This window comes from Fibrobacter sp. UWB3 (assembly GCF_002210405.1).
Classification (GTDB): Bacteria; Fibrobacterota; Fibrobacteria; order Fibrobacterales; family Fibrobacteraceae; genus Fibrobacter.
Genome location: NZ_MWQJ01000003.1, coordinates 1 through 24,780 on the forward strand (window position 1 = coordinate 1; position 24,780 = coordinate 24,780).

16 protein-coding genes and 1 tRNA gene are annotated in these 24,780 nt (G+C 50.2%); 11 read left to right on the top strand and 6 right to left on the bottom strand.

Annotation, left to right across the window (positions count from 1 at the left end; all coding sequences use genetic code 11):
* Positions 1-225 precede the first annotated feature (225 nt).
* Positions 226-298, bottom strand: a tRNA-Gly gene (locus tag B7991_RS04360).
* A gap of 97 nt (positions 299-395) precedes the next feature.
* On the opposite strand from B7991_RS04360, the gene B7991_RS04365 reads away from it, so the two are divergent.
* Entirely contained in the window at positions 396-1,556 is a 1,161-nt protein-coding gene (locus B7991_RS04365) for a coproporphyrinogen-III oxidase family protein (protein ID WP_088629768.1), read from the top strand.
* 67 nt (positions 1,557-1,623) lie between these two features.
* Here B7991_RS04365 and B7991_RS04370 read toward each other — a convergent pair whose 3' ends face one another.
* Positions 1,624-2,436: an RNA polymerase sigma factor RpoD/SigA gene (locus B7991_RS04370; protein ID WP_014545470.1), complete on the bottom strand. Its 813-nt coding sequence runs from the start codon at positions 2,434-2,436 to the stop codon at positions 1,624-1,626.
* A 396-nt stretch (positions 2,437-2,832) separates the two neighbouring features.
* Here B7991_RS04370 and B7991_RS04375 point away from each other — a divergent pair, with 396 nt between their 5' ends.
* The 6 genes from B7991_RS04375 to B7991_RS04400 all read left to right on the top strand — a co-directional run bounded on the left by B7991_RS04375 (position 2,833) and on the right by B7991_RS04400 (position 9,663).
* The gene (locus tag B7991_RS04375) at positions 2,833-3,609 is read left to right on the top strand and encodes a class I SAM-dependent methyltransferase (RefSeq protein ID WP_088629769.1); all 777 of its coding nucleotides are present in this window, start codon (positions 2,833-2,835) and stop codon (positions 3,607-3,609) included.
* Between the two features lie 8 nt (positions 3,610-3,617).
* Positions 3,618-4,787 carry a glycosyltransferase family 4 protein gene (locus tag B7991_RS04380; RefSeq protein ID WP_088629770.1) on the top strand — a complete coding sequence of 390 codons (1,170 nt, stop codon included), beginning with the start codon at positions 3,618-3,620 and terminating at the stop codon, positions 4,785-4,787.
* On the top strand, positions 4,784-5,794 hold the full coding sequence (locus B7991_RS04385) for a lysylphosphatidylglycerol synthase transmembrane domain-containing protein (RefSeq protein WP_088629771.1): 1,011 nt from the start codon (positions 4,784-4,786) through the stop codon (positions 5,792-5,794). The genes B7991_RS04380 and B7991_RS04385 overlap by 4 nt, the downstream gene beginning before the upstream one ends.
* A gap of 139 nt (positions 5,795-5,933) precedes the next feature.
* Positions 5,934-8,129 (top strand): UvrD-helicase domain-containing protein, encoded by a 2,196-nt coding sequence (locus B7991_RS04390; protein ID WP_088629772.1) that lies wholly within the window; start codon positions 5,934-5,936, stop codon positions 8,127-8,129.
* The gene (gene murI / locus B7991_RS04395) at positions 8,113-8,922 is read left to right on the top strand and encodes a glutamate racemase (RefSeq protein WP_088629773.1); all 810 of its coding nucleotides are present in this window, start codon (positions 8,113-8,115) and stop codon (positions 8,920-8,922) included. Before B7991_RS04390 ends, murI begins: the two co-directional genes overlap by 17 nt.
* Before the next feature lie 102 nt (positions 8,923-9,024).
* Positions 9,025-9,663, top strand: a complete 639-nt coding sequence (locus B7991_RS04400) for a hypothetical protein (protein WP_073423419.1) — start codon at positions 9,025-9,027, stop codon at positions 9,661-9,663.
* A gap of 46 nt (positions 9,664-9,709) precedes the next feature.
* On the opposite strand, the gene B7991_RS04405 is transcribed toward B7991_RS04400, so the two are convergent.
* Both B7991_RS04405 and B7991_RS04410 read right to left on the bottom strand, forming a co-directional pair.
* Positions 9,710-10,654, bottom strand: coding sequence for a lysylphosphatidylglycerol synthase transmembrane domain-containing protein (locus B7991_RS04405; RefSeq protein WP_088629774.1), 945 nt, complete (start codon positions 10,652-10,654; stop codon positions 9,710-9,712).
* Positions 10,655-10,670: 16 nt separating this feature from the next.
* Positions 10,671-11,777: a glycosyltransferase family 4 protein gene (locus tag B7991_RS04410; protein ID WP_088629775.1), complete on the bottom strand. Its 1,107-nt coding sequence runs from the start codon at positions 11,775-11,777 to the stop codon at positions 10,671-10,673.
* Between the two features lie 235 nt (positions 11,778-12,012).
* Here B7991_RS04410 and B7991_RS04415 point away from each other — a divergent pair, with 235 nt between their 5' ends.
* The 3 genes from B7991_RS04415 to B7991_RS04425 all read left to right on the top strand — a co-directional run bounded on the left by B7991_RS04415 (position 12,013) and on the right by B7991_RS04425 (position 19,420).
* Positions 12,013-14,310 (top strand): LamG-like jellyroll fold domain-containing protein, encoded by a 2,298-nt coding sequence (locus B7991_RS04415; RefSeq protein ID WP_088629776.1) that lies wholly within the window; start codon positions 12,013-12,015, stop codon positions 14,308-14,310.
* 99 nt (positions 14,311-14,409) lie between these two features.
* Entirely contained in the window at positions 14,410-18,267 is a 3,858-nt protein-coding gene (locus B7991_RS04420; protein ID WP_088629777.1) for a DNA polymerase III subunit alpha, read from the top strand.
* Positions 18,254-19,420: a lipid-A-disaccharide synthase gene (locus tag B7991_RS04425; RefSeq protein ID WP_088629778.1), complete on the top strand. Its 1,167-nt coding sequence runs from the start codon at positions 18,254-18,256 to the stop codon at positions 19,418-19,420. The genes B7991_RS04420 and B7991_RS04425 overlap by 14 nt, the downstream gene beginning before the upstream one ends.
* On the opposite strand, the gene mutL is transcribed toward B7991_RS04425, so the two are convergent.
* Positions 19,382-21,301 (bottom strand): DNA mismatch repair endonuclease MutL, encoded by a 1,920-nt coding sequence (gene mutL, locus B7991_RS04430; protein WP_088629779.1) that lies wholly within the window; start codon positions 21,299-21,301, stop codon positions 19,382-19,384. The two genes, B7991_RS04425 and mutL, sit on opposite strands and share 39 nt — an antisense overlap.
* A 101-nt stretch (positions 21,302-21,402) precedes the next feature.
* On the opposite strand from mutL, the gene B7991_RS04435 reads away from it, so the two are divergent.
* A complete protein-coding gene (locus B7991_RS04435; protein ID WP_088629780.1) occupies positions 21,403-22,701 on the top strand; it encodes a hypothetical protein in 1,299 nt (432 codons plus the stop codon).
* 556 nt (positions 22,702-23,257) lie between these two features.
* Here B7991_RS04435 and thrC read toward each other — a convergent pair.
* On the bottom strand, positions 23,258-24,598 hold the full coding sequence (gene thrC, locus B7991_RS04440) for a threonine synthase (RefSeq protein WP_073423410.1): 1,341 nt from the start codon (positions 24,596-24,598) through the stop codon (positions 23,258-23,260).
* Between the last annotated feature and the right edge of the window lie 182 nt (positions 24,599-24,780).

Sequence of the window (24,780 nt, forward strand, 5' to 3'; positions counted from 1 at the left end):
CGACCCCGACCTTGGCAAGGTCGTGCTCTACCAACTGAGCTATTCCCGCGAGGGTGACCCATATATAGAAATAAAATTTGTAGTTATAAAGGGGTGCGGCCCGAAAAAAGTGAAATTTTTTTGAGAGCCACGAAAGAATTTGGTCGCGCCCTCTTCTCTGGTTCTCGTCTAATTCTGTGTATAAAACAAAAGAGCCTAGCTTGACGCTAGGCTCTTTTTTTTTAGAGCGGGAAAAGGGACTCGGACCCTCGACCCCGACCTTGGCAAGGTCGTGCTCTACCAACTGAGCTATTCCCGCGAGGTGACCCAATTATAGAAATAAAAGTTCCAATTGTAAAGGGGATAAGGTGAAAAAAGTTATATTTTTGCGGTAAAAGTTCGTTTATCGTAGTTTTATGTTCGGTATTTATATTCACGTTCCGTTTTGCGCAAAAATTTGCGATTATTGCGACTTCCGCGTGATGCCTGCGAATGCTCGGCTTTTCGAGGAATATGCAGGCTTGTTGGAGCGTGAAATCCGTGCTTTTACGGCGGCGCATCCTGTATCGCATTCGGCATCATCCCAAAACGTTCTTTCGCAAGCGCGAACGCTTTATCTCGGTGGCGGGACGCCTTCGATTTTGCCAAGCGCATGCCTGGAACGGATTTTTGCGGTGCTTGCGTCGTGTGGCGTTCGCGTAGATGCGCTTGACGAAGTTTCGATGGAATTCAACCCGGAATCGTGTACCGAAGAATCTGTGCAAACGGCGCTCTCGTGCGGCGTGCGCCGCTTTAGCCTTGGACTTCAAACGTTTTCGCAAACGCTCTTGGACCGCATTGGCCGCAGGCACACGGTAGAACGCGGCTTTGAAGCTTTGCGTTTGTTAACTTCGCTTCCGCAGGCGAAAGTCTCGGCAGATCTGATGTTTGATTTGCCGGGGCAATCGGTCGATTCTTTCTTAAGTGATGTGGACTGCTTGTCGGATTTTCCGCTTGGGCACTTGAGCTTTTATGGATTGAATGTGGGCGAGAGGACGCTTTTGGGCGGTCGCGTGTCTCGTGGCGAAGAAAAAATTGACGAGAGTTTGTACGAGCCGATGTATCTCGGGAGCGTCGAAATTCTTGAGAAAAAGGGCTTCGCGCGTTATGAGGTCTCGAATTTTGCAAAGCCTGGCGACGAAAGCTTGCATAACATGAACTACTGGAATCGCGGTGAGTACATTGGCTTTGGGCCGGGAGCGCATAGCTATTTTGGCGGTCGCCGTTTCTGCGCTCCGGAAATGTATCCGCGATGGCGCGATTACGTGAATGCGGGTTGCCCTGATGCATCGCTGACTTACGACGATCTTGATAAAGATGACATCCTGACGGAGCGCGTATGGCTCTCACTGCGCCAACGCTCTGGTCTCGACCTGAATGCGCTTGCTGCTGACGGAATTTCTGTTTCGCCGGAAGGCTATGAACAATGGGTCAAGAAAGGTTTCGCAACGCTCGATGGCGGAATCTTAAAACTTGTCGGCCGTGGCTGGATTTTCATGGACAGCGTTGTGACTGATGTGCTGAACGCCTGCCGATAGCGTTTTCCCCATAAAAAGGAGATGCCCCGTCGGAGCGGGGCATGACAAGTTTAATTTTGGCTTTTAACTACTTGTTGATAGCGGCCAAGAATGCGTCCTTCTTTTCTTGCAAGAAGTCCTTACTGTTGTACTTGCGGATGCGGCGGAGAGCCTGGTCGCGCAACTGACGCACACGTTCGTGGGAGATGTTCATGGATTCGCCCACTTCGCGGAGAGTCTGCGGTGCTTCCTGGTTGATGCCGAAAATGCCGGTGATGACTCGGGCTTCACGTTCCGGGAGCTGTTCCATGAGGTCGCGGGCCAAAGCTTCGACGCTCTGGATTTCGGAATCGGCTTCCGGGTTCGATGCGCCACTGTCCGGGAGAACTTCGGCGTAAGTAGCCTTGGAGTCTGCCTTGAGCGGGCTGTCGAACGAAACGCCGCGCTGACCGATCTGAATCAATTCACGGATTTCTTCGTTGATTTCCTTACCGCGGGATTGTTCGTGCAAAGCCTTACGCACGCGGAGGTGCTGGTTTGCCGGCAAGCGGATGAGGTTGCCCTGTTCGTTAATAGCGCGAGTAATGTATGCCTTGATCCACCAAACGCCGTAACTGATGAATTTAAGACCACGGGTATGTTCGAACGATTCAATAGCGCGTACGAGGCCCATTGCGCCTTCACTGACCAAGTCCGGAAGCGGAATCGGGCAGCCACGGTACTGAATGGCGACCTTCAAAACAAAGCGCATGTTTGCGGAAATCAGCTTTTTACGGGCGATTTTGTCGCCTTCTTTAGCTTTCTGGAATAGAATCTGTTCTTCTTCGCGGGAGAGAGGTGCAGTGCGACGAATATCTTCTAGGTATCTTTTGAGAGTAGTATCGGTAGAATCAATATGCATTTTAAAAACCTTGCTCCTATAATATCGCTTTTTTAAAGCAAGTTGCGTGCCAATTGTGTAAAATTTTCCAAATTTTTTACAAAAAGTCCATTAAATGTCGGTTTCGCGGTTTTCGTGGCTCCGAAAGGCCGATATTTCTGTCGTGATTTTGTAAAATTGTCGTAAAAATATAACAAATTTTTCAAAACGTGACAAGTTGGGCGCGGTGATTGGCTCTATCCGAATAAAAAATGTAAAGCCCAATGTTTCATTTTGGAATACGCTTTCCGCATATCTCATATCTGAAACTTTACTGGATCCCCTACGCTTCGCTTCGAGGATGACGAGTGGTTTTCTAGTAACTAGTAACTAGTAACTAATAACTCTACAATCAAATTTTCATATATTATCCCCGTTATGTCTATTAAAGAGCCCGATCAATCCGTATGGAACCGTTTTTGGCAGCGCAAGAACGACATGGACAAGGTCTATCCGTCTTCGCCGTCTATTATAGAAGCTATTAAGAAGAATTTTAAGCTCGAGGGCCTGAAGGTGCTTGAGGTCGGTGCAGGTACCGGCCGCGATAGTGCCGAACTCGCTCGTTTGGGTGCCGATGTCTATGTGCTCGATTTTGCCGACAATAGCTTGAAAATTGTCAATTCGCTCCGCGAGAGTGAAGGTCTCAAGAATTTGCACTTGGTTCGTGGCGATGCTTTCAAGTCCCCGTTCCCGGACAACACTTTTGACTTGGTGTTCCATCAGGGCTTGGCCGAACATTTCAAGGATTCGCTCCCGCTCTTGCAAGAGAACTTCCGCATCGTCAAGCGTGGCGGTTGCTGCCTTTGCGATGTGCCGCAGACTGTCCACCCGTATACGATTATCAAGCATATCTTGATTGCGCTCGACAAGTGGTTTGCCGGTTGGGAAAAGCAGTTCACGATGGGTCAGCTCAAGACGCTTATGCGTGACGCTGGTTTTGAATGTGTTTATGCTTATGGCGACTGGATGCGCCCGAATCTTTACTACCGCATTCTGCGTGAACTCTGCTTTAAGTTCGGTATTGAACTCCCGAAGTATCCGCTCGATGGAACTGCTTACCAGAAGATTAAGGACAAGATTTTGGATAGCCTCCAGTCCGTGCCGGTGATGCACTACACGCAGCTCTGCATCGGCGTGATCGGTCGTAAGCCTTAGGTGATTGCTTGAAAATCCTCGTCGTAAATTACCGGGATCGCATGCATCCGGCTGCCGGCGGCGCCGAAAAGCATTTGCATCGCATTTTCGGAAAGATTGTAGAAATGGGCCACACGGTGGTCCTGTTTACGACGACATTTCCGGGAGCCAAAGAACGCGAAGTTGTCGATGGAATTCAGGTCATCCGCAAGGGTGGCGATTTGATGTTCCAGCTCACGGTGGCGCTGAATCTGAAAAAGCTTGACCGCGAATTCAACTTTGACGTTGTTGTTGAAGATTTGAACAAGTTACCGGTCTTTGCCCACTGGTTCGTCCGCAAGCCGCTCCTGGTGCAGATGCATCACTTGTGGCGGAAGTCGATTTTTGCTGAAGCGATTTTCCCGATTGCGTTTATGGTCTGGTTCTTTGAGCGGATTATTCCGTTCTTTTACCGCACGCAGAATTTTGTAGTGGTGAGTCCGAGTACCAAGAAAGAACTTGCCGAAATTGGCGTGGACGAAAGCCGAATTTCCGTGATTTATAACGGGTCGGAAATGCCTCCGGTTGCCGCGCAGTTCCGTGGCGGTTCTTGCGAATCAAACGAAAATGTGCCGATGCAGGACAATGCGTTGAAAAACGCGCGGGCTCCGTATTTCATCTGGCTTTCGCGTGTGCATCGTTACAAGGGAATTTGGACGGCGCTTGAGGCGTTTGAAATTTTTTCGAAGTCGCATCCCGAAGTCCAGTTGAAAATTGTGGGCGGTGGTCCGCTTTTGAAAAAGCTTCCGGCCTGGATTAAATCGCATGGCCTAGATGGCAAGGTGGAACTGACGGGTTTTGTGCCTGCCGCTCGCAAGTACGAACTGCTTTCGTCTTCGCTTGCGTTGTTGCAGACGAGCTACAAGGAAGGCTGGGGCCTCACGGTGATGGAAGCGGCGCAGCTCTGCAAGACGACGATTGCGTCGGATGTGCCGGGACTCTGCGATAGCGTCCGTGACGGCGAGACGGGGATTTTGTTCCCGTCGGGAGATGCGGCCGCGTGTGCATTGGCAATGGAAAAAATTTATGGCGATGCAGGATTGCGCGCGGCTCTTGGTCAGAATGCAAAACGTTATGCGCTTACGTTCAGCTGGGAAAATTCTGCTCGCGAAACGTTGGAACTGTTGGAACGTACGATCGAAAGGAGCGTACGAAAATGAAGTTGAATCCGAAGCTCAAGTCGGTCATTGTTTTTTGCTTAAAGCTGGTGGTGACGCTCGTTCCCGCTTACTTTGTCTATCGTAACATTGTGAGCGACCCGGAATGGGATGTTGGCGACCTCTATAACTTGTTCAAGAAAAACAGCGTTTTCCCGCTTGTGCTTGCACTCCTTTGTCTCGCGGTTTCGAACTTTACCGCTTGCCTCCAGTGGAAGCTCTTGCTCGAAAAGCAGGGCGTTCGCCTCAAGTACGGTAGGCTCCTCAAACTTTATCACGTGGGACTGTTCTTCAACAACTTCATGCCGGGTAACGTCGGCGGTGACGTCAAGAAGGTTTACGATATCCGCATGCAGGGCGGACAAGATACGGTTGGCGCGGGCTTTACGGCGACGGTGTTTGACCGCTTGTTTGGACTTTTCTTTATCACATTGTTTGCTCTTGGCGTGGGCGCCTTGTTCTTTATTCACGATCCAGAACAGCGTGCGTTCATGTGGCCGTCCGTCTGGATTTTCCTCGGCTTCTGTGTGATGTTTGCAGGGCTTTTGAGCCGTCGCATTGGCCGCTTCTTTTGCCGCATGGCGGGGAAGGTATTGCCCGAGAAATTTGAAACGCGACTCCTCCGCATGTTTGACCGTTTCCAAAAATTCCGCTCCAAGAAACTCTGGATCAACATCATTTGCCTTTCGATGGTCACTCAGTCGCTCCGCATCTTTGTGCATTTTTTCTGTGGCATTGCAGTGGGTGTGAACCTATCGATGTCGTGGTACTTCTATTACATTCCGCTAGTCGCCATTGTGAGTGCGCTCCCGATTTCGATTGGCGGTTTTGGTCCACGTGAATTTTTGGCACAGTCGCTTTTTGCGCGTGCAGGCGTGCCTGGACTTGAATCGGTTGTGATTCAGTTGCTCGCTTATTTTGTAAGTTTGATTTTGAGCTTGTTTGGTGCGGTCGCCTTTTTGGTGGGGCAGAAGCCTGTACCGGCAGAACCCGCAAAGAACGCTCAATAGTTTGCTATATCCGTTTTCTATATCGTTTGCTATATGAATAGGCACTAAAAGGAGTGCCAACACTGAAAGGAGATGCCCGGTCGGTGCCGGGCATGACAATGCGCTTTTACGGGCATGACAAATTTCAGTATGTATTATTATGGATGTAGAAAGTCTTTTGGTCGGACTGAACTCCGACCAACGTGCGGCAGTGCTGCATGATCATGAAAAGAATGGACAACTTTTAATCTTAGCTGGGGCAGGTTCGGGAAAGACTTCGGTCTTGACCAAGCGAATCCAGTACCGGATTATGTCGGGTGTTGAGCCGGAGAAAATCTTGGCGCTCACGTTCACGGCGAAGGCGGCTGCTGAAATGCGGGAACGTGTGCAAAAACTCTTCCCGAATGCGGGGGTGCGGCTCTGCACGTTCCACTCGCTCGCACTGTTTATCCTCAAGTCGAAAGTTCCTGCGGCGTCTTGCCCTGCGTACGAGCTTGTCGGTTTCAAGAAAATGCCGGTCCCAACGGAATCGGCGGACAAGACTTTTATGCAGGAACTCGCGAAAGTCGGCGGTCGAAAATTCCGCTTTTCGCGCGAAGAGCTGTTCTCGGATGCGCATCCCGCGAAGCTCCTCAAAAAACTTGAACCATTGCGTAATCGCATCTTGGAATCGGGTCAAGTCGTTTTTGAAGACCTTATCTATCAGGCGATAAACTTGCTCGAAAATCACGAGTCGGCGCGTGCCTATTTCCAAAATCAATGGACCGAAATACTTGTCGATGAATATCAGGATATCAACCCATCGCAGTATCGGCTTGTCAAAGCGCTGCTGGGTGAGCGCAAGTCACTCTTTGTTGTGGGCGATGATGACCAAGCTATTTACGGATTCCGTGGGGCCGATATCGGGAATATCAACCGTTTCCGCGACGACTTCAAGGAGAGCTCGCTTATCCGCTTGGAATGGAATTATCGCTCAGTCGCGAACATTTTACATTTTTCGAATAGGATTTTTGAAAATAAGCCTATCCACTTGCGGAAGGTCTTGCGGGCTGGCAACATGAATGGCTCGGGCGGCTCGCCGATTTTCAAGGAAAACCGTGAACCCGAAATCTGGGTGAGCGAAGACCCCGTCGAGGAAATGCAGAAAATTATCACGAGTATCAAGTTGCTCCGAGAAAGCTATGACCTCCAATGGAAAAACTTTGCAATCCTCGTGCGCTATAATAGGCAACGCCTATACTACGAAGAAGCGCTTCGCGATGCGCATCTCCCGATTGCGGGAATGGTCGTATCGGAGGCGGGTGAGAGGGAGGGCGAAGTCCTTGAAGACGGAATCCATGTCGAGACGGTCCATGCGTCCAAGGGGCTTCAGTATGCGGTGGTCTATTATGCGGGGATGTCCGAGGGGCTTACGCCGGGTTCGTGCTTGGGCTCACGTAAACAGCGCCAAAAACAGCTCGATGAGGAACGTCGATTGTTTTACGTCGGGGTCACACGGGCTGAATCTTTTTTGGTTTTGCTATATTGCAAACGTAGATATTGGAAAGGGCGCCTGACGAAACTCAAGCGGTCTCGTTTTTTGCCCAGGGAAAATTCAAAAACAGAGTGTAATATGCCAGTGATGTTATTTAGAATATTTGGAGCGGCAAGAATTTTTGCGTTTATGCTCGAATATATTTTCAAGATTGCATTCATGTACATTTTCCGTCGTAAAGACCTAGATCCATGGCTTGAAGAAAAGGTGCAGGTATTTTCCCGCTTCTGCATGAAGGTCTTGCGCGTGGATTTGACGATTGAAGACCAGGCGCAACTTGCGAAAGTGGACTGGACGCGCCCGGTGTTCGTGATGGGTAACCATCGTTCGTACTTGGATATCCCGCTTGCGTTCCTCGCTTTGCAGCGTACTGTTGGCTTTATCGCCAAGACGCAGTTGCAGCGCATCCCGATTCTGAACTTCTGGATGCATAAGCTCGGTTGTGTCTTTATCGACCGTGAAAAGGGCGGTGGCGCCGCGATTATCCAGAAGGCGCTCCAGACGGGCAAAATGCCGAGACTCTTCGTTTTCCCGGAAGGCACCCGCAGCAAGCGCGATGGCATGGTCGCTTTTAAGAGCGGTTGCTTTAGACTTGCCGTCGAGGCGAACGCTATTATATTGCCGATGGTCACAAGAGGTTCTGATCTGCTTTGGGAACACCGCAAGGATTCCAAGTACCACCCAGTCAATATCAAGATTCTCGAACCGATAGATACGGTCGAATTCAAGAAGACTCACGGCGGCGATGATATGGACCCGCGCCATGAACTGCTCCCGTATGTCCGCAGCAAGATGGAAGAAGCTTATGATCGGCGTCTTTGATTCTGGTTTTGGCGGGCTCACGATCTTGCAGAAGCTCCGCCACACGCTCCCGCAGTACGATTACCTGTATCTGGGGGATAATGCCCGTGCGCCGTATGGCTCCCGCAGTTTCGAGACGATTTACCGCTATACGCTCCAGTCCGTGCGCGAACTTTTCCACCGCGGATGTCCGCTGGTGATTCTCGCGTGCAACACGGCATCGGCAAAGGCGCTCCGCAGCATCCAGCAGCAGGTGCTCCCGGTCGAATTCCCGGACCGTCGCGTTTTGGGCATTGTCCGCCCGACCGCCGAAGAGATCGGTAACTTCTCGAAGACGGGGCATATTGGCATTTTTGCTACCGCAGGGACGGTCTCTTCGAACAGCTACGTTCTTGAAATCAGCCACTTTTTCCCGAACTTGAAGGTGACTCAGCACGCCTGCCCGATGTGGGTGCCGCTTGTGGAATACGGCGAACGCGGAACCGAGGGCGCCCGATTCTTCGTGAAAAAGGACGTGGACCAGCTGCTTGCGGCTGACCCTGAAATCGATACAGTTTTACTGGCATGCACGCATTACCCGCTCCTCGAATCTGAAATTCGGGCCGCACTTCCACCGCATGTCCGCTTGGTGGTCCAGGGCGATATCGTCGCTGACAAGACTTTGGACTACCTCAGGCGCCATGTGGACATGGAAAATCGGCTTTCGAAGGGTGGCTCTGTGCATTATTTGACGACCGATACCGCAGAATTCTTCAAAAAAGGCGCTTTTCGCTTTGGAATGGAGAATATTTCGGCGGAGTCGTTGACTTTTTAATAAGTAAATTGTATTTTGATAATTGTTACTGACGAACCGTACTCGGTCCGCTTGTATTCGTTTTAATTTTCGAACTTTAAACTATTTGAGTGGATTTATAAAATGCCTAAAACACAGATCAATCTCGAAGGTTGGCAAGACTACCGTGGCAACATGGCAGGTAGCCTGCTTTATGTCGAAACTAGCCATCAGTCCGAAATGCCTGTCCGCGACCAGCTGAATGAAAATGAAAAGGGTTTTCTTTATGAACCGAACTATGAAACCAGCACCTATGGTCTGATGAGCTGCTACAATGTGAAGGCAATCAACACGATTGTGAAGAGCAAGAGCCGTTACATTTTGTTTGGCACCCGCTACGAAGGCTTGAGCGATTCTGAAATGCGCAACAAGTACCTCATCATGGGTTATATGCGTATCGACAAGATTAAGGACGTGCGCACCCGTCACGTGCAGCGCTACATGGCAAACCCGGAAATGGAAGAACCGGAATGCATGCAGATGGAACACAACTGGGCAGTCTACGGTCCGATGCGTTTTGTCTCTCTCGACGATTCTTTCGTTGTGACCGATGAAATCCTCAAGGAATGGGGCTACAAGGGCCATGCATCCCGCCAGCTCAAGACCGTGTTCTCCAAGGAACACCTCGAAAAGATTCTCGCTCACCTGGATTCCAAGCAGGATATGATTGACGAGTATATCGCTACCGTCGATGAATACAAGGAAGCTCTCGCTGAAGAATAATTCTTCGAAAGCGAAGTCTAAAGGTCCCCGCCTCGGCGGGGCTTTTTTATTTCTTTCTAGCGAGGAGCACGACCGCCCCTTGCGTGACCTGGAACAGCAGCGGAATGTAACCCAAAATAGATGCCGCCAGAACCGTATCTGCAGGAATTCCGAGGAGCCCGGTAAAGAGGCTGACGTTCACGCCTTCGCGTACGCCGATTCCGTTGATGGAAATGGGGAGCATGGTGATGGTGACGGTGATGGTCGTAAATACGGTTACGACATCCAGGCCGATATCGATCCCGACCGCCTTCAAGAATGCAAAATGCATGATGATGGATAGGACCTGCAGCCAAATGGAATCGACAATGGAAAGCATAAAGGCTTTTTTGTGGGAACGGTAAATGCTGAAGGCGTTCTGTAGCTTTTCAAGGAAGGGGTATCGCTGTGCAATTCCTTGTGGTAACTTGATCTTGTCGAGGAAAAGTCCACCGACGATTATAACGATGGAGGCAAGCGCAAATAGACAGACGGCGCCTGTGTATATGAGCGGAATCTCATAGCGGGAGGCCACGAACGGGAGGGCGACAAAGAAGCAGAGAAACATCGCCAAAAGTCCCATCAGTCGTGAAATGACGATGGCTGCAACCGAGTTTGCCATGTTTCCGAATCGCTTGCCGAAGGCGACCGTCTTGACTGCATCGCCGCCGAATCCGCCCGGGAGCAGGTTGTTGAAGAAATAGCCGAGTGCGATGTAGGCGTAGAACGAGCGAAACTTGATTTTTTTCCCTTCGTCGAGCAGGAGTCCGCGCCAGCGGTTTGCCTGGATGCACATGCTCAAAAATGTGGTCACGAGAGTGACGAGTATCCACGGCAAAGCTTCGTGCGTCCAGTGTTGACTCACTTCGTGGAACGGAATGTTCATGAAGATATAGGTAAGACCGCCACAGCTGACAGAAACCTTTAGGAGGTTCCAGAGGTAACGAGAAAGTTTTGAGGGCGACTTGTTCATGATATCTTCGGTTTCGTTAAATGAGGCTCTCGTAAATGGCACGTTGTTCGTTCGCTATCGATTCCCAATGGAATTTGGAGGCGTGTTTCTTGGCATTTTGCGATAGCGCCTGAATCCTGTCGGGGTTACTCAGCAGGTCTTTGATGGCGTTTGCGAGATTTTGCGGGTTGCTTTCGATTAAAACGCCTGTTTCGTTGTCTTGGACCGCTTCTCTTAGGCCTTCAATGTCGGATGCTATCACGGGGATGCCCTCGGCGGCAGCCTCGATAGCGGTGATACCCCAGCCTTCGAAGCGGCTTGGCATACAGACAATGCGGCATTCGCTGAGTCGCGCAAATCGTTTTTCGTCGAGCCTTCCCGTGATTTCGATAGAATCTTCAAGTTCGAGCTTTGCAATCAACTTATTGAGAGTTTGTTCGTCCTTCCCGCCACCGATTAATAGCGCCTTGAATGGGAAATTTTCGCTTTTGAGAATCGAAAGCGCCTGAACCAGTGTATCAAGTCCTTTTTGGTTGATTTCGATTCTTCCGATGAACCCGATTTTTTCGGCTTTAGGCTGTGTTTCGTAAGAAAAGACGGATTCATCGATGCCGTTGTAGATGACGGTGACGTTTGCGGTCGGGTTCAGCTCCAGAATGTGCTTTTTTAGCGCTTCGCTCACGACGATGAAGTTCTTTCGGTGCTTGAGGTAGTGACGTTCCATCAAGAAGGGGATAATTCCAAAAATTCCCAATTTCTTGAAGCTTTGACGGCCTAGGTAATTATGCACTAGCGATACCATTGGGCCTTTCCAGAACAACCTCGGAAAGATGATATTGAAGATGGATATGTCTTCGACGAGCAAATCAATCTTGTTTGTTTTCTTAAGCTTGCGGACGATAAAGCCTGCTTTGAGTGAAAACAAAAGTCTGCTGAACAGATAACGTTTGCTACAGGATGTGTAATGGTATTGGATCTGGTCCTCTCCACTGTTTTGGTTACAGTTGGGGAATCCTCCCGACACATAGTGAATCGAGTCCCCTTTTTTAGCGAAAAAAGAATAAACGGCTTTCGCTCTTAGTGCCGCGCCGCCGCCTAACCAGGGATTCTGTGGATGGTCGTAGATGAGGTGTATCAGTTCCATTTGTAGATAAAGAATAAAAAAATTACACGGTATTCAATGGGGGCAAAACGAATGTTTTTGCAGGGCAATCGTATCACGTATGTATCATCAATTGGGATATTGTATCATAATGTATCAAAAAGGCTTTTGTAAACGAAAATATACAAACTTTCGTGTATGAAAAAAATGCCAACAAATGAATTATTTGATATCTTCATTTATGTAAACATTCTTGTTCTTTTTTGCAGGAGTTATCATGAGTAACAAAATGGTCAAATGGATTTCTGGTTCCCTGGTAGCCATGGGTGCCTTGATTGCTGGCTGTTCTGAATCGAATACGTCAGAACCTCTTTCTGTTGAGTCTGATGGAACCTATTTGAAAAATGATAGCAAGCAGATTTGGGCTCGAATTAATGCAACTGGTAGCATCGCAACTTACTTCGATTCCCTTTCAAAGGAGGGGGGAGTCCCGACTATTGGTGTTTCTTCACGCTCTAGTGTTCGTTGCGATGCTCCCGCTCTTAAAATGGATGAAAACACACGTTACCTTGATGAACTGGAATCACTTTTTGACGAGGGGGAACAAGTCGAAGGTGTTTGCGGTAAAGCTCTCAAGCTGAAAGCTGGTCAGGTAGCTCCGCTCGGCGTGAATTTGATTGATTCTTTGAGTGTTGGAACGGTCGAATTCTGGTTCCGTCCGAATGAGGACTTCTTTGACAAGAATGCGAGAACGCTTCTTGGTAACGATGGCGCTAGAATCCATTTCTTCTACAAGGATGGAAACCTTTATTTCCAGAAAAACCATCATGACCAGCACTTCTATGCTTATGGCGAGGCTCAACTTAAGCGCGATGACTGGAACCTGATTGCAGGCCAGTGGGGCGATGGTTACATGAGCCTTTGGTTGAATGGTAAATTGGTTGCAAAGATCAAGCACGATAAGGGGTATGTGCCTGCTTTGCGTGGTGTTCCGTTCGAAAACCTGGTTGTAATCGGTTACAAGTCCAGCTGCTGCATGGAAGGCCCAGGACAGTATGAATCTTTGATGACTTCCGGTTCTTATGACCAGGTGAAGATTTCTAATATTCCGCGTTACCAGATTAGCGATACCGCTGAGGTGAAGCAGGATTCTTTGGCTGCCGATACGGTTCCTGAAATCGAGCCCTTTGTCCCTAACACGAAGTGGATTGTTGATTATGAATTTAACAATCCGAAGAATGTTGGTCAGGACTTTTCTGGGAACGGCTATCATGCCATTGTCGATGAAGGTAGCGTTTCCTCGGATTCGGGTTTAGCCTATTTCAACGGAAAGTCCGGACTTACGCTTGCTGAAGGCAAGGATATTAAGCTTGGCGATTTTGTAGTCGAAGCTCGTGTTTACCCGGAATCTGTTTCTGGATATAGAAATATCATTGTAACTGAACCTCCAGGACATGGTCCTGATGGCTGGATTCTCCGCATTGAAAACGGAAGCCTGAAGTTCTTTGTTCGCGATGCTGACTGGTTAAAAGTGAATCGGAACGCTGATTGGCAGGAAGTGAGTGTTGGTGGTATCAAAGCCAATCAGTGGCTCAATATCCGAGTGGAATGCACTTCTAAGTCTGTAGCCCTCTTCTTGAACGATACTCTCAAGTTGGAAAAGGAAATTGCCGGAAATTATGATGGCTTGCTTTACCCGTGGGGCATTGGTTACGATGCTGTGGAACAGAGCTACCATAGTAGGTACTTCTTGGGTGCCATCGACTATATCCGCGTGGGTAGAATCCTGGGCGAGGATGTTCCGGTTGATACCATTGTTCCGGTTGACACAATTGCACCTGTAGATACTACCATTGTTCCGGTTGATACAATTGCACCTGTAGATACTACCATTGTTCCAGTTGATACAATTGTGATTATAGATACGGTTGCTCAGGATTTGAATCGCAAGTGCTCTGAAAATGCACTTGTCAAGGACGACAAGACCCTTTACTTTGATGAATTCGAATCGGAATACAAAGAAGGCACTTTGGTTGATGGCGTCTGCGGCAAGGCTATTTCCTTGACGGATGGCGAAGACATCAAGACTGAAATTGAACTCTCTACAAAAATTCCGGTAGGTACGGCTGAATTCTGGTTCCGTCCGGGTGAGAATTTCGACATGGAAACGCCCCGTACGCTTCTTGGCAATGATGGTTCCAGACTCCATTTCTTTGTGAAGGATGGCGAGCTTATTTTCCAGAAGAATCTTCCGGATGTACATCATTTTGTCAAGGCTGCTGTAACGCTCAAGAACGATTGGAACTTGATTGCCGGTCAGTGGGGGGATGGCTATATAAGCCTTTGGCTGAATGGCGAAAAGGTCGCAAGCGTGAAGCACTCCGCAGGCTATGTACCGTCCACTCGTCCGATTGTAGACGAAAATCTCGTGGTGGTTGGTTACAAGTCCAGCTGCTGCATGGAAGGTGCCGGTCAGAGAAAGAGCATGACGACTGATGGAGCTTTTGACCAGCTCAGAATCTCTTCTGTGTTGCGTTACGGTGTTGATCAGGAATCGGCTGATGCGGAGAAATAAGATTTAAAAGTTCGCTTTTAAAAACAGAAGGAGATAGACGCAACGGAATTAATAATTTCGTTGCGTTTTTTATTTTGACGAATAAGTATATTTGCAGTCATGGCGTTCGTTCATTTACAGACTCATTCCGAATTTTCGATTTTGCAGGCTTCGGCCCGACTTGATGATATTTTGGCGGCTGCCGCAGCAGAAAACGCACCTGCTGTTGCTTTGACGGACCATGGTGCCATGTTTGGTATTCTTGAAATCCAGACGCGTGGCAAGGAACTGAACAAAAAGCGCAAGGAGCAGGGGCTCCCGCCAGTCAAGACGGTTTATGGCTGCCACATTTACGTGGACACACCGAGTGCTAGCCAGAAAGATCCGACTACATTTGAACGATTGACGCTCCTCGTCGAGAACGAAAAGGGCTATTACAATCTGCTCCGCATTGTGAGTTACCGCTACGAAGACGGGGAGCGCTGGGCAGAAATTCCGTCCGTGCCGCTCGAGACGATTAACGAATTTAAGGAAGGCATTATCGCCATTGCTGGCGATTATTTTAGCCGTTACGGCCAGAATGTGGCTTCGGGCAGGGATTCTCTTGCGCTCGAGTACATGGACCGCCTGAACGAGATTTTTGACCACGACCACCTGTACATCTCGGTTTGCGATAACGGGATTCCGCAGCAAAAGCACGTGAACGAATTCAACGTGGAGCTTGCGAAAAAGTACGGTCGTGAAGTCGTTGCTGTGGGCGATGTTCATTACATCAAGCCCGAAGACGCTACATCGCACAAGATTCTGCGCTGCATCTCGCTCAAGGTCACGCTGAACGGTTTTGAAGACAAGCGCTTCCCGACGGAAAAGTTCTATTTCCGTACCGAAAAGGAAATGGTGGAGCTGTTTGGGCATATCCCGGGCGCTATCGAGAATACGGTCAAAATTGCCGAGCGCTGTAACTTTACCGTGAAAACCGGTATCGGTGATGAGTTCTGGCCGCGATTCAAGATTCCTGATGAATTCCTCGCTTCTGAGGAATACCAGAACATCAAGGCCATCATGAAGGCGGAATACGATGCGGAATATCCGGTCGTCCGTGAACGTGAACTCAAGGGCGTTATCAAGGACCGCAAAAAGAAGGTCAAGGCAAATTACTGTGCCGAAAAAGGCATTGCCGAAGATGCGTTGACCGATGCGGACAATGCTGAAATCGACCGCCTCTCGCAGCCGGAATTCTTTGATGCAGACGACAACAAGGCGTGGGAAAAGAACATCCACCGTTGGTGCAAACCGGGGGGCGATGCCGATATCTACATCACGCATCTTTGCAATGAACGCTTAAAGTGGCGATTCCCTGACGAAGATTTTAAGTTCCCGGCTCACGAGACGAACGTGGGCAAGCGCATGTACAAGGAGCTTAACTGTATCCGCAACATGAACGTCGCAGGCTACTTGCTCATTGTGTGGGACTTCATTAACTGGTCTCGTGAACATGGCATTCCCGTGGGCCCGGGGCGTGGATCTGCTGCTGGTTCCCTGGTCACTTACATCATCGGTATTACCGACATTGACCCCTTGACGTTCGACCTCCTTTTTGAACGATTCCTGAACCCGGAACGTGTGTCCATGCCGGATATCGATACGGACTTTGCTGACCGTGACCGCGGCCGCGTGATCCAGTACGTGACGGACAAATACGGCAAGGAGTGCGTGGGCCAGATTATTACCTACGGTATGCTCAAGTCGAAGGCGGTGATTACGGACGTCGCGCGCGTGCTCGGAATTCCGCCTGCCGAAGCGAAGTCCATTACTAAACTCTTCCCGCAGCGTACGTTGAACTTTAGCCTAAAGCAGGCCTGGACGGGTAAGGACAAGAAGGGTAACAACCTCGAAGATGGTTACAGCCCGGAACCGTTGCAGGCGATGATTGGCAGCCGCGCGAGCTACCAGAACCTTTGGGATGTCGCGAAGCGACTTGAAGATTTGCCGCGCCAGACGGGCGTGCATGCTTGCGGCGTGGTGATTACGCCGACTCCGATTTACAACCTTGCTCCTCTGTACCGAGCCGCTCCGGAAGATACGCCGGTGGTGATGTACGATAAGCACTACGCCGAAGACATCGGACTTTTGAAGATGGACTTCCTTGGGCTTATCAACTTGTCCATCATTCAGGATACGGTGAAGATGGTCGAACAGAACCGCAACATCAAGCTTGTGATGAACAAGATTCCGATTGATGACAAGGCGACGTTCGAACTTTTGGGCAAGGGCCTTACGACGACGGTGTTCCAGTTTGAATCTCCGGGTATGCAGAAGTACCTGCGCGAACTGAAGCCGACCCGAATCTTTGACCTTATCGCTATGAACGCCCTGTACCGACCGGGGCCGATTGACCAGATTCCGCACTTCATTGCCCGTAAGAACGGCAAGGAAGAGATTGACTGTTACCATCCGGACTTGGAACAGGTGCTTGGCGAAACGTACGGCGTTATCGTGTATCAGGAACAGGTGATGAAGCTCGCCCAGATTCTGGGTGGCTACTCGCTGGGTGGCGCTGACAACATCCGCCGTATCATGGCTAAGAAGATGCCGGAAAAGATGGCGAAGCTCGAACCGGAATTCTTCCAGAAGTGCTTGGATAAGGGTTACGACAAGGCCATGATCCAGAAGGTCTGGGACGCCGTGCTTCCGTTCTGCGGATACGCATTTAACAAGAGCCATGCTGCTGCTTATGCTTACGTGGCTTACCAGACGGCGTACCTCAAGACGCATTACGGCCCGGAATACATGGCGGCTTCCATGACTTCCAAGATGGGTAAGACCGAAGATACGGTGACCATCATTTTGGAATGCAAACGCCTTGGAATCCCGGTCTTGTCGCCGAACATCAACACGTCTTTGGGAGTGTTCTCGGCGAACACGAAGGGCCAGATTCTTTACGGTCTAGCGGGTATCCGCAACGTGGGTATTGCTGTTGTCGAAGACGTGGTCGCGGAACGCGAACGTCGCGGCATCTACAAGGACATCTTTGACTTCTGCAAGCGCGTGACGGAATACCAGGCGGCCCAGCCTGAAAAACGCCCGCCGCTCAATAAGAAGGTCTTGGAATGCTTGATTATGGCGGGCGCCTTGGACGATTTACCGGGTAGTCGTGCCGTGCAGGTGGCTACCGTGGACCGCGCTTTGGAAGTTGCTATGCGCAGCCAGGAAGACAAGGCCAAGGGCCAGGTTTCGCTGTTTGACTTGGGTGGCCCTGCTGCCATGCCGAACACTGCTGAAGTCTTGGAAGAAGCTGAAGAATGGACGGCGATGGAAATGCTCAACAAGGAACGCAGCGTGCTTGGCTTGTTCCTCTCTGGGCATCCGCTTGATGAATTCCGCCCGGAATTACAGGGCTTTACGAGCTGCTCGCTCTCGGAAGACGAAATCACCCGCTATGTGGGCGATACGGTCGTTGTGGGCGGCGTCGTTATCCGCATGCGCTCTATCGAAACAAAGCGTGGCGATACGATTGGCTCTGGCGCTATTCAGGATTTCCAGGGTGAAATCGAAATGTTCTTCAAGAAGGATGTCTGGGAACGTTTGCGCGATACGGTTTCTGTTGATGACCGCGTGCTTGTGAAGGGCGTCTTGGAACAGCAGCGCGACCGCGATGGCTACCAGATTATTGTCGAAGAAGTGATTCAGCTCGACCGCGTGCGTTGCGATATGGTGGATTACATTCATGCGAATTTCACCGTTGGCATGCTTACAGACGAGTTCTTGGACAAGCTTGAAGTCGAAATGAAGGCCAATTTGGCCGATGAATATTGCCATGGGTGCCAAATGGTGTTCCATTTGGAGGCAGATTCCGGATTTGAACATGTCGTTGTTCTAAAAAAATATAAAGTTGTATATACTCAGGAATTGTTGCAGTGGCTTAAAACAGATTTAGGCGCTCTGAAGGTTTGGGTATCGAATCGTGCAAAACGTTAACGAAGAAAATTCTCCTTATATCCTCTTCTGTGCAGGAGAGGATTCCGGCGACATGATTGGCGCCGAGATGGTATCGACTGCCGTGCAGCAGGGCTTTAAGGTTATTGGCCTTGGCGGTCCGTTGATGCAGGAGAAAGGGCTCCAGCCCTTGTGGGACTACAACGAACTCCCGGTTTCGGGTGTGGGCGATGTGGTGCCGAAGTATTTCTCGTTAAAGAACGTTTTTGAAGTCTTGAGCGATGCCGCAGAATCTAGGAAATGCCTTGGCATTGTGGCAATTGACTATCCTGGGTTTAATATGAAGCTTGCACGCCTTGCGAAAAAGTGGGGCAAGCCCATGCTTTATGTGGCGCCTCCGCAGGTCTGGGCGTGGAAATCCAAGCGGGCAAGCCTCTTTAAGCAAGCTAACAATATCCGTTTGGCGGTGTTCTTTGATATCGAAGCGAAGGCCTACCAGCAGATGGGGGTCGAAACGGTTCGTATCAAGCATCCGATTGCAGGCTGGGTTTATGACCAGGTTGAACCGCGGTCTGATATGTTGCTTTTGCCGGGAAGCCGCCGTGATAGCGCCTTACGCAATTTGCCGTCTTTTGTAAAGGTCGCCGAAAGGTATCGCAACACGTGGGCAGAACGCAATTCGGGACCGCTCCCGGATGTGATTGTCGTTGCTTCGCGTGAACATTTGGAAGTGCCTCTTTTGGTCGCGCTCGAAAAGCTTTATGATGGGCATTTGCCGAGCTGGCTGAAGGTTGTTGTCGCGCCAAAGGTTATTAGCGAACGCTTGAATTTCTATTCGGCATATTCGGCTGCGCTCACGTCGTTTGGAACGAGTACGCTTGAAATGGCCTGTGTCGGGATTCCGTTTGCGGCTTGTACGATGCCGGATTTCCTCACGTATGCAATGGGCAAGTTGATGGTCAAGTCCGAATTTCTGTCGCTTCCGAATGCGATTTTTGGCTGCGGCGTGACTCCGGAATTTATCATTCGCCATAAGCTGAACGACCGCATGGCCGATGCTATTGTCGATGCACTTTTCCAGCAAGATATTGGATCTGCAGACGAAATAGCCTTGCGTCTCCGCAAGGCTCTGGATGTCGGTAAGACTTCTAGCGAACTAGTGTCTGAATTTCTTGCTCAGTTCCTCAAGCGTTAAGCGCATGAGCGTCGGGCTCCCGAACGGGGACTTGAGCGGATCCTGCGTAATCATCAACTGGCCGACGAGTGCCGTGATTTCTTCGGGCTTGAGCTTGTCGCCTGCCTGGTAAGCATTTGTCTTTGCCCAGGATTTCGCAATCGCTTCCTGGAACTTGACCATGTCATTCTTGGTGTCGTTTTCGTCGACATCGTTCAAGAAGTCGTGAACCGCTTTGGCGGCACGCGAAAGCGGGAGTGCGCTTGGAATCGAGCGGATCTGGTAAGTATCTCCGCCAAACGGCTCGACAAAGAATCCGAGCTTGCGCAATTGCTCATCGACGTTTCGGAAGATTTCTTTCTCTTGCTTGGAAAGGTCGATGAGTTCCGGGAACAAGAGCTCCTGGCTATCTTGCATGATGTTGTTCTGCAGCGATTCCATGGCCTGTTCAAAGAGCACTCGCGTGTGGGCGGCGTGCTGGTCGATAATCAAGAGACCGTTGGAATCTTCACCTGCTATATACGTGTTTGCAATCTGGAAGAACGAGGGCGGCGCCCACGGCGTCTCGGGAGGCGGTGCGGGCTTGCTGTGATCGGGTTCTAGCGAAATAATCTTGCCGTATTCAGGGAGCGAAAAGAGATCCTGAACATCGTCGCTTACGTCGTATTTGGACTTCTTGTCCGAAAGCGTGTTTGCTGGTTTTGCCGGTTGAGCGAATGGCTTGCTTGCAAAACTTGGCTGCTGGGTTTGCGCCGCGTATGGCTTTGCCTGCTGGAACGGATTTTCCCATGGCAAGTCGTTTTGCTGCTGTGCCGGCATCTCGAAAGTTCCCGGCATCTCGGACTTTACGGCCGGAGCTGCTGCAGGTGCCGGGCCTCCCATAAATTCATCGCTCAAGTCGATGATGGGGGAGTGCGCTTCCAAATCCTTAGTAAATGTATCGCGGATAGCGTGTGTGACGACGAGGAACACCAGGTTCCCGTTCGCGAAACGGACTTCACGCTTGGCCGGGTGCACGTTGATGTCGAATTCCATGTCCGGCATGTCCAAGAACAGTACCGTTACGGGCTTGCACTGTGCTCCATACGGCTCGTACGCTTGCGAAACAGCCTTGCTTACCATCTTGTTTTCGATGGGGCGGTTCCTCATGAAAAGGAACTGGTGGTTGCGCTTGCCGTTCGTTTCGGTCGTGGGCGAGATATAGCCTGTCACATGGACGCCTGCTTCGGTGTAATCAACGGGGAGCAGACCCTTGGCGACCTTGGAGCCGATGGCTTCGGCGATGCGGCTGCGGAGTTCTCCGGGAACGCCAGTGAAGACCGTCCTATCGCCAACTTTATAGTCAAAACGGATTTCCGGGTGCGAAATGGCGGTCTTTAATACGATGTCTAAAATGCGGGAGCACTCAGACGTTTCACTGCCGAGGAACGTGCGGCGCACGGGCGTGTTGTAGAACAAATCTTCAACGAGAAACGTGGTGCCACGGCTTGCCTGGATATCTTCTTTTTCGATAACTTCGCCTCCCTTCACGACGATACGGCCACTTTCGCCTTCTTGCGTGGCACTCGTGATGGTCAGCTTCGAAACGGCTGCGATGGAGGCGACTGCTTCACCGCGGAAACCATTTGTATGGAGGTGGAATAAGTCGTCTGCGTTTGTTAGTTTGGATGTAGTATGACGGAGGTAGCACAGATCCAAATCGGCGGCTCCCATGCCCTTACCGTTGTCTGTGACCTGGATTTTTTTCTTTCCACCTTGTTCAATCTGGACTTGAATTCGGGTTGCTCCGGCGTCGATTGCGTTCTCTATAAGTTCCTTGACAGCCGATGCAGGGCGCTCAATGACCTCGCCAGCAGCAATTTTATTGATGATTTCATCGGATAAAAGGTGAATTTCAGCCATTTTCGCTTTTATATGTAGCTCTTTGTATATACTTTTTAATATTTGATTGCTATATTATAAATATAGCTAATGAATTTTTATGAACAAGTGAGGTGAGTGAAATGGTTTCAAATCTATTCCTTCAGCTAGCACACATTGAATTACTGATGTCTTACCCGGTCAAGGACATTTTGACCTTGGTCAAACGAGATTCACGATTCAACGTGAAACTCCTAAATGATTTGTACTTCGAAGACTCGTACGTAGATGAAAGCGCTTACCGTTTCATAATGGACAACATCGTCGCGTGGTTGTACGAACGCGGTGAAAATCCTGATGAATTCATCGAACGCATCGTGAAGCGTTGCGCTGCTTTTGAAGCAGTTCCTGCTCGTAGCGTTCTCCGCTCCTACTTGCCGTTCGTCTCTTCGTTCTACTCTGCTGAAGATGCTCGCGAACTCTGCTTGGAAATCATTCCGAAACGTTACCCGTTCCTTACGAAGGCAAGCATCCTCCGTAACGACGTTATTGATGGCAACCGCAGGGTGGACTTCACGTTCCAGTTCGAGACTCCGGGGGTGCTCGCCGCGAACCCGATGCGCTGGATCCGTAGCATGATCAACATCGGACCGCTTCTCTTGAACACGCCTGCATACGAACACATTAGCTACCTCGCCACGCAGACCTCGTTTATTGAAGCTCTTGAAAATAGAGTCCCTGCCGAAATGAAGGAAGACGGCGGCATCTATATCAAGGGTGAACTCGTTGGCCGTCATGCCACGTTTGAAGACTGCATCAAGGAACACAACCTCGAATGGAAGAACGACGTCGAAAAGAGCATTGGCTGCGTCCGTTCTCTGACCAACATCCGCGACCCGAAGACCGGCGCGCTCCTCATCGAAAAGGATTGCTACTACGGTGCTCCGGCTTACATTCTCGAGTTTAATTTCAAGGCTAACGTGAACGCTTCCGAACCGTTCCTCAAGCTCATGAGCTCTGTCGTGAAGCAGGAATTCGAAGCATGGGCTCCGATCCAGAAGGCTCACGAACAGCTCCTCGATGCCATGAACGATTCTGTCACGATCGTGTACTACAAGAGCGATGACTCGATCTCCGTGAACAGCAAACACCTCATGCGTAACGTTCCGGCTCGAATCCTGCGCAACTTGCTCCGCGAATACACTGTGACCGGCCGTGAAGAATACGAGAACCGCGAATTCAAGCGCGATCCGGCTATTTGCATGGACCCGCTTCGCCCGAACTTCGAGAGCAGGTTGAACCGCGTCATTGCCCATATCAATGGCTCTGACGATCCGGAACATCCGAGTGAAGGTGTGAAGAAGTACTTCGAAATCGAACGTCACCGCCGTGGTGGTTTCCGCTTTGTTCCGAAGTGCAAAATCATCTTCAGGGAAGAGTAAAATTACTTTGTTCTTGCCGTTTTGCAGGTGATTGTAAAGCGAAATTTATGATTGGTAGTAAAAGGTAAGAACGGTAAATTTTATTAAGTGAAGAAATAAGAAAAACGGAAGAATCGGACCCTTATCAATTTGGTATATTTAGAGTGTTGAGAATGGTTGGAAAGGTAAATCCTGAAACGACTTTATCATTGCTCCCCTCCTGATAGGTTCAAGGTTCTGGAAACCGCTCAATATTTTCTCCTTCTTAGGAAAGGGCTCTTTTAGAGCCCTTTCTCTTTTTTTTGCACTTTCATCCTGGCGCAAGCGCCAACCTTACGGCTCAGCCATGACCATACAAGTATGGTCGCGGCACTCGCCTTTTAAGGTTGTGGCCGACGCTCTATTCTCACAACGTAAGACCTTTAAATTATTGGTTTGATATCTTTCTCGCTATTTATGGATTAAAGCTGTTGTGAATTTTATGAAATAAAAAAGACGATGTAAATACATCGTCTTTTTGAATCTTTTGCAGATTTGTATTAGCAACGGCTTAAGGCCATTGGCTAATGTTTGCACATTAGCGGCGTCTTGCAGCCATTTCCTTCGTGAGGATGTCCATGACGGCACCGATTTCGGCAGGGGCCTTGAACACCGGGTTTGCGTACTTGCTGGCGATGTTTTCGAGCTTCTGTTCGTGGTAGCCGACCTTGAATTCCGTGAACTTGAGGCCGTGTGCCGTGCTGATGACGACGACGTTTTCGTCCTTTGCGATCTTGCCTGCGGCGACGAGCTTTTCGAGAGCGCCGAGAGCGACACCCGTGTGCGGGCAGCAGTAGAGACCGATGCGGTCGCCGCGGTGTGCTGCGTTGGCGAGTTCTTCTTCAGAGACGCTTACGACCATGCCGTTGGTCTTCTGGATGGCGCGAACGGCCTTCGGATAGCTGACCGGGTTACCGATCTGGATGGCAGATGCGAGTGTCTTCTTGGCCTGAACCGGCACGAGCTTGTCGAAGCCGCGTTCGTATGCCTGGTAGAACGGGTTTGCGTTTTCGGCCTGAGCGACGATGATGCGCGGGATGCGGTCGATGAGGCCCATAGCCTTGCAGTCTTCGAAGCCCTTGGCAAGAGCGCTCACGTTACCGAGGTTACCGCCCGGGATAATCACGGTGTCAGGCACCGTCCAGCCGAGTTCCTGGCAGATTTCCGGAGAAATCGTCTTCTGGCCTTCGACGCGGAGGCTGTTCATGGAGTTGGCGAGGTAAATGCGGTTGTCCTTCGTGACTTCCTGAACGATCTTCATGCAACCGTCAAAGTCGGTGTCGAGAGCGAGCACGATGCTGCCGTTAGAAATCGGCTGGATGAGCTGTGCGGTGCTGGTTTTGCCGGCCGGGAGGAACACGATGGAAGGAATGCCAGCCTTAGCGCAGTAGGCGCTGAGGGCTGCAGAAGTATCACCGGTAGAAGCGCAAGCGACGGCGTCAATCGGGTGAATGCCCTTCTTGATGATGTGATTCACCTGGCTTACGAGAACGGTCATGCCGAGGTCCTTGAAAGAACCCGTGTGGGAGTTACCGCAAAGCTTCACCTTGAGGCTTCCGATGCCGAGTTCCTTGGCGAGCGGGGCTGCGTCAAAAAGCGGGCTCCAGCCTTCGCGCATGGTGACGATGTCTTCAACCGGAATATCCGGGAGCACCATTTCGCGCTTGCTCCAAATACCACTCATGTCTTCGGGCTTAAAGCTCATGCGGCGTTCGGCAAAGAGCTTCTTCCATTCTTCCGGGCTGCGGCTGGCGAGTGCTGCGCGGTCGTGTTCGACTTCGAGCAGGCTACCGTCCACCTTGCTGCGGTAAATGACGTCGGTCAGCGGGTAGGTATCGTCGCCGTTGATGTTTCTAAAATGAGCGTTAAACTGAGACATAATTTCCTCTTGAATTTTACGAGGCAAATATAGCAATTTAAAATTTAGTGACTCGTTGCATCAAGACTTAACTAGATTCTTCACGGCTAACGCCGTTCAGAATGACGGTGCTAAGCTCAGTCGCTGTTCAGAATGACGGTGCTAAGCTCAGTCGCCGTTCAGAATGACGGTACTAAGCTCAG

Bases quoted from the DNA above. Each gene is read 5' to 3' on its own strand.
- B7991_RS04405 (WP_088629774.1), bottom strand. From the start codon at position 10,654: ATGAACAAGTCGCCCTCAAAACTTTCTCGTTACCTCTGGAACCTCCTA.
- thrC (WP_073423410.1), bottom strand. From the start codon at position 24,598: ATGTCTCAGTTTAACGCTCATTTTAGAAACATCAACGGCGACGATACC.
- B7991_RS04420 (WP_088629777.1), top strand. From the start codon at position 14,410: ATGGCGTTCGTTCATTTACAGACTCATTCCGAATTTTCGATTTTGCAG.
- B7991_RS04415 (WP_088629776.1), top strand. From the start codon at position 12,013: ATGAGTAACAAAATGGTCAAATGGATTTCTGGTTCCCTGGTAGCCATG.
- B7991_RS04400 (WP_073423419.1), top strand. From the start codon at position 9,025: ATGCCTAAAACACAGATCAATCTCGAAGGTTGGCAAGACTACCGTGGC.
- B7991_RS04370 (WP_014545470.1), bottom strand. From the start codon at position 2,436: ATGCATATTGATTCTACCGATACTACTCTCAAAAGATACCTAGAAGAT.
- B7991_RS04390 (WP_088629772.1), top strand. From the start codon at position 5,934: ATGGATGTAGAAAGTCTTTTGGTCGGACTGAACTCCGACCAACGTGCG.
- B7991_RS04365 (WP_088629768.1), top strand. From the start codon at position 396: ATGTTCGGTATTTATATTCACGTTCCGTTTTGCGCAAAAATTTGCGAT.
- mutL (WP_088629779.1), bottom strand. From the start codon at position 21,301: ATGGCTGAAATTCACCTTTTATCCGATGAAATCATCAATAAAATTGCT.
- murI (WP_088629773.1), top strand. From the start codon at position 8,113: ATGATCGGCGTCTTTGATTCTGGTTTTGGCGGGCTCACGATCTTGCAG.
- B7991_RS04375 (WP_088629769.1), top strand. From the start codon at position 2,833: ATGTCTATTAAAGAGCCCGATCAATCCGTATGGAACCGTTTTTGGCAG.
- B7991_RS04435 (WP_088629780.1), top strand. From the start codon at position 21,403: ATGGTTTCAAATCTATTCCTTCAGCTAGCACACATTGAATTACTGATG.
- B7991_RS04385 (WP_088629771.1), top strand. From the start codon at position 4,784: ATGAAGTTGAATCCGAAGCTCAAGTCGGTCATTGTTTTTTGCTTAAAG.
- B7991_RS04410 (WP_088629775.1), bottom strand. From the start codon at position 11,777: ATGGAACTGATACACCTCATCTACGACCATCCACAGAATCCCTGGTTA.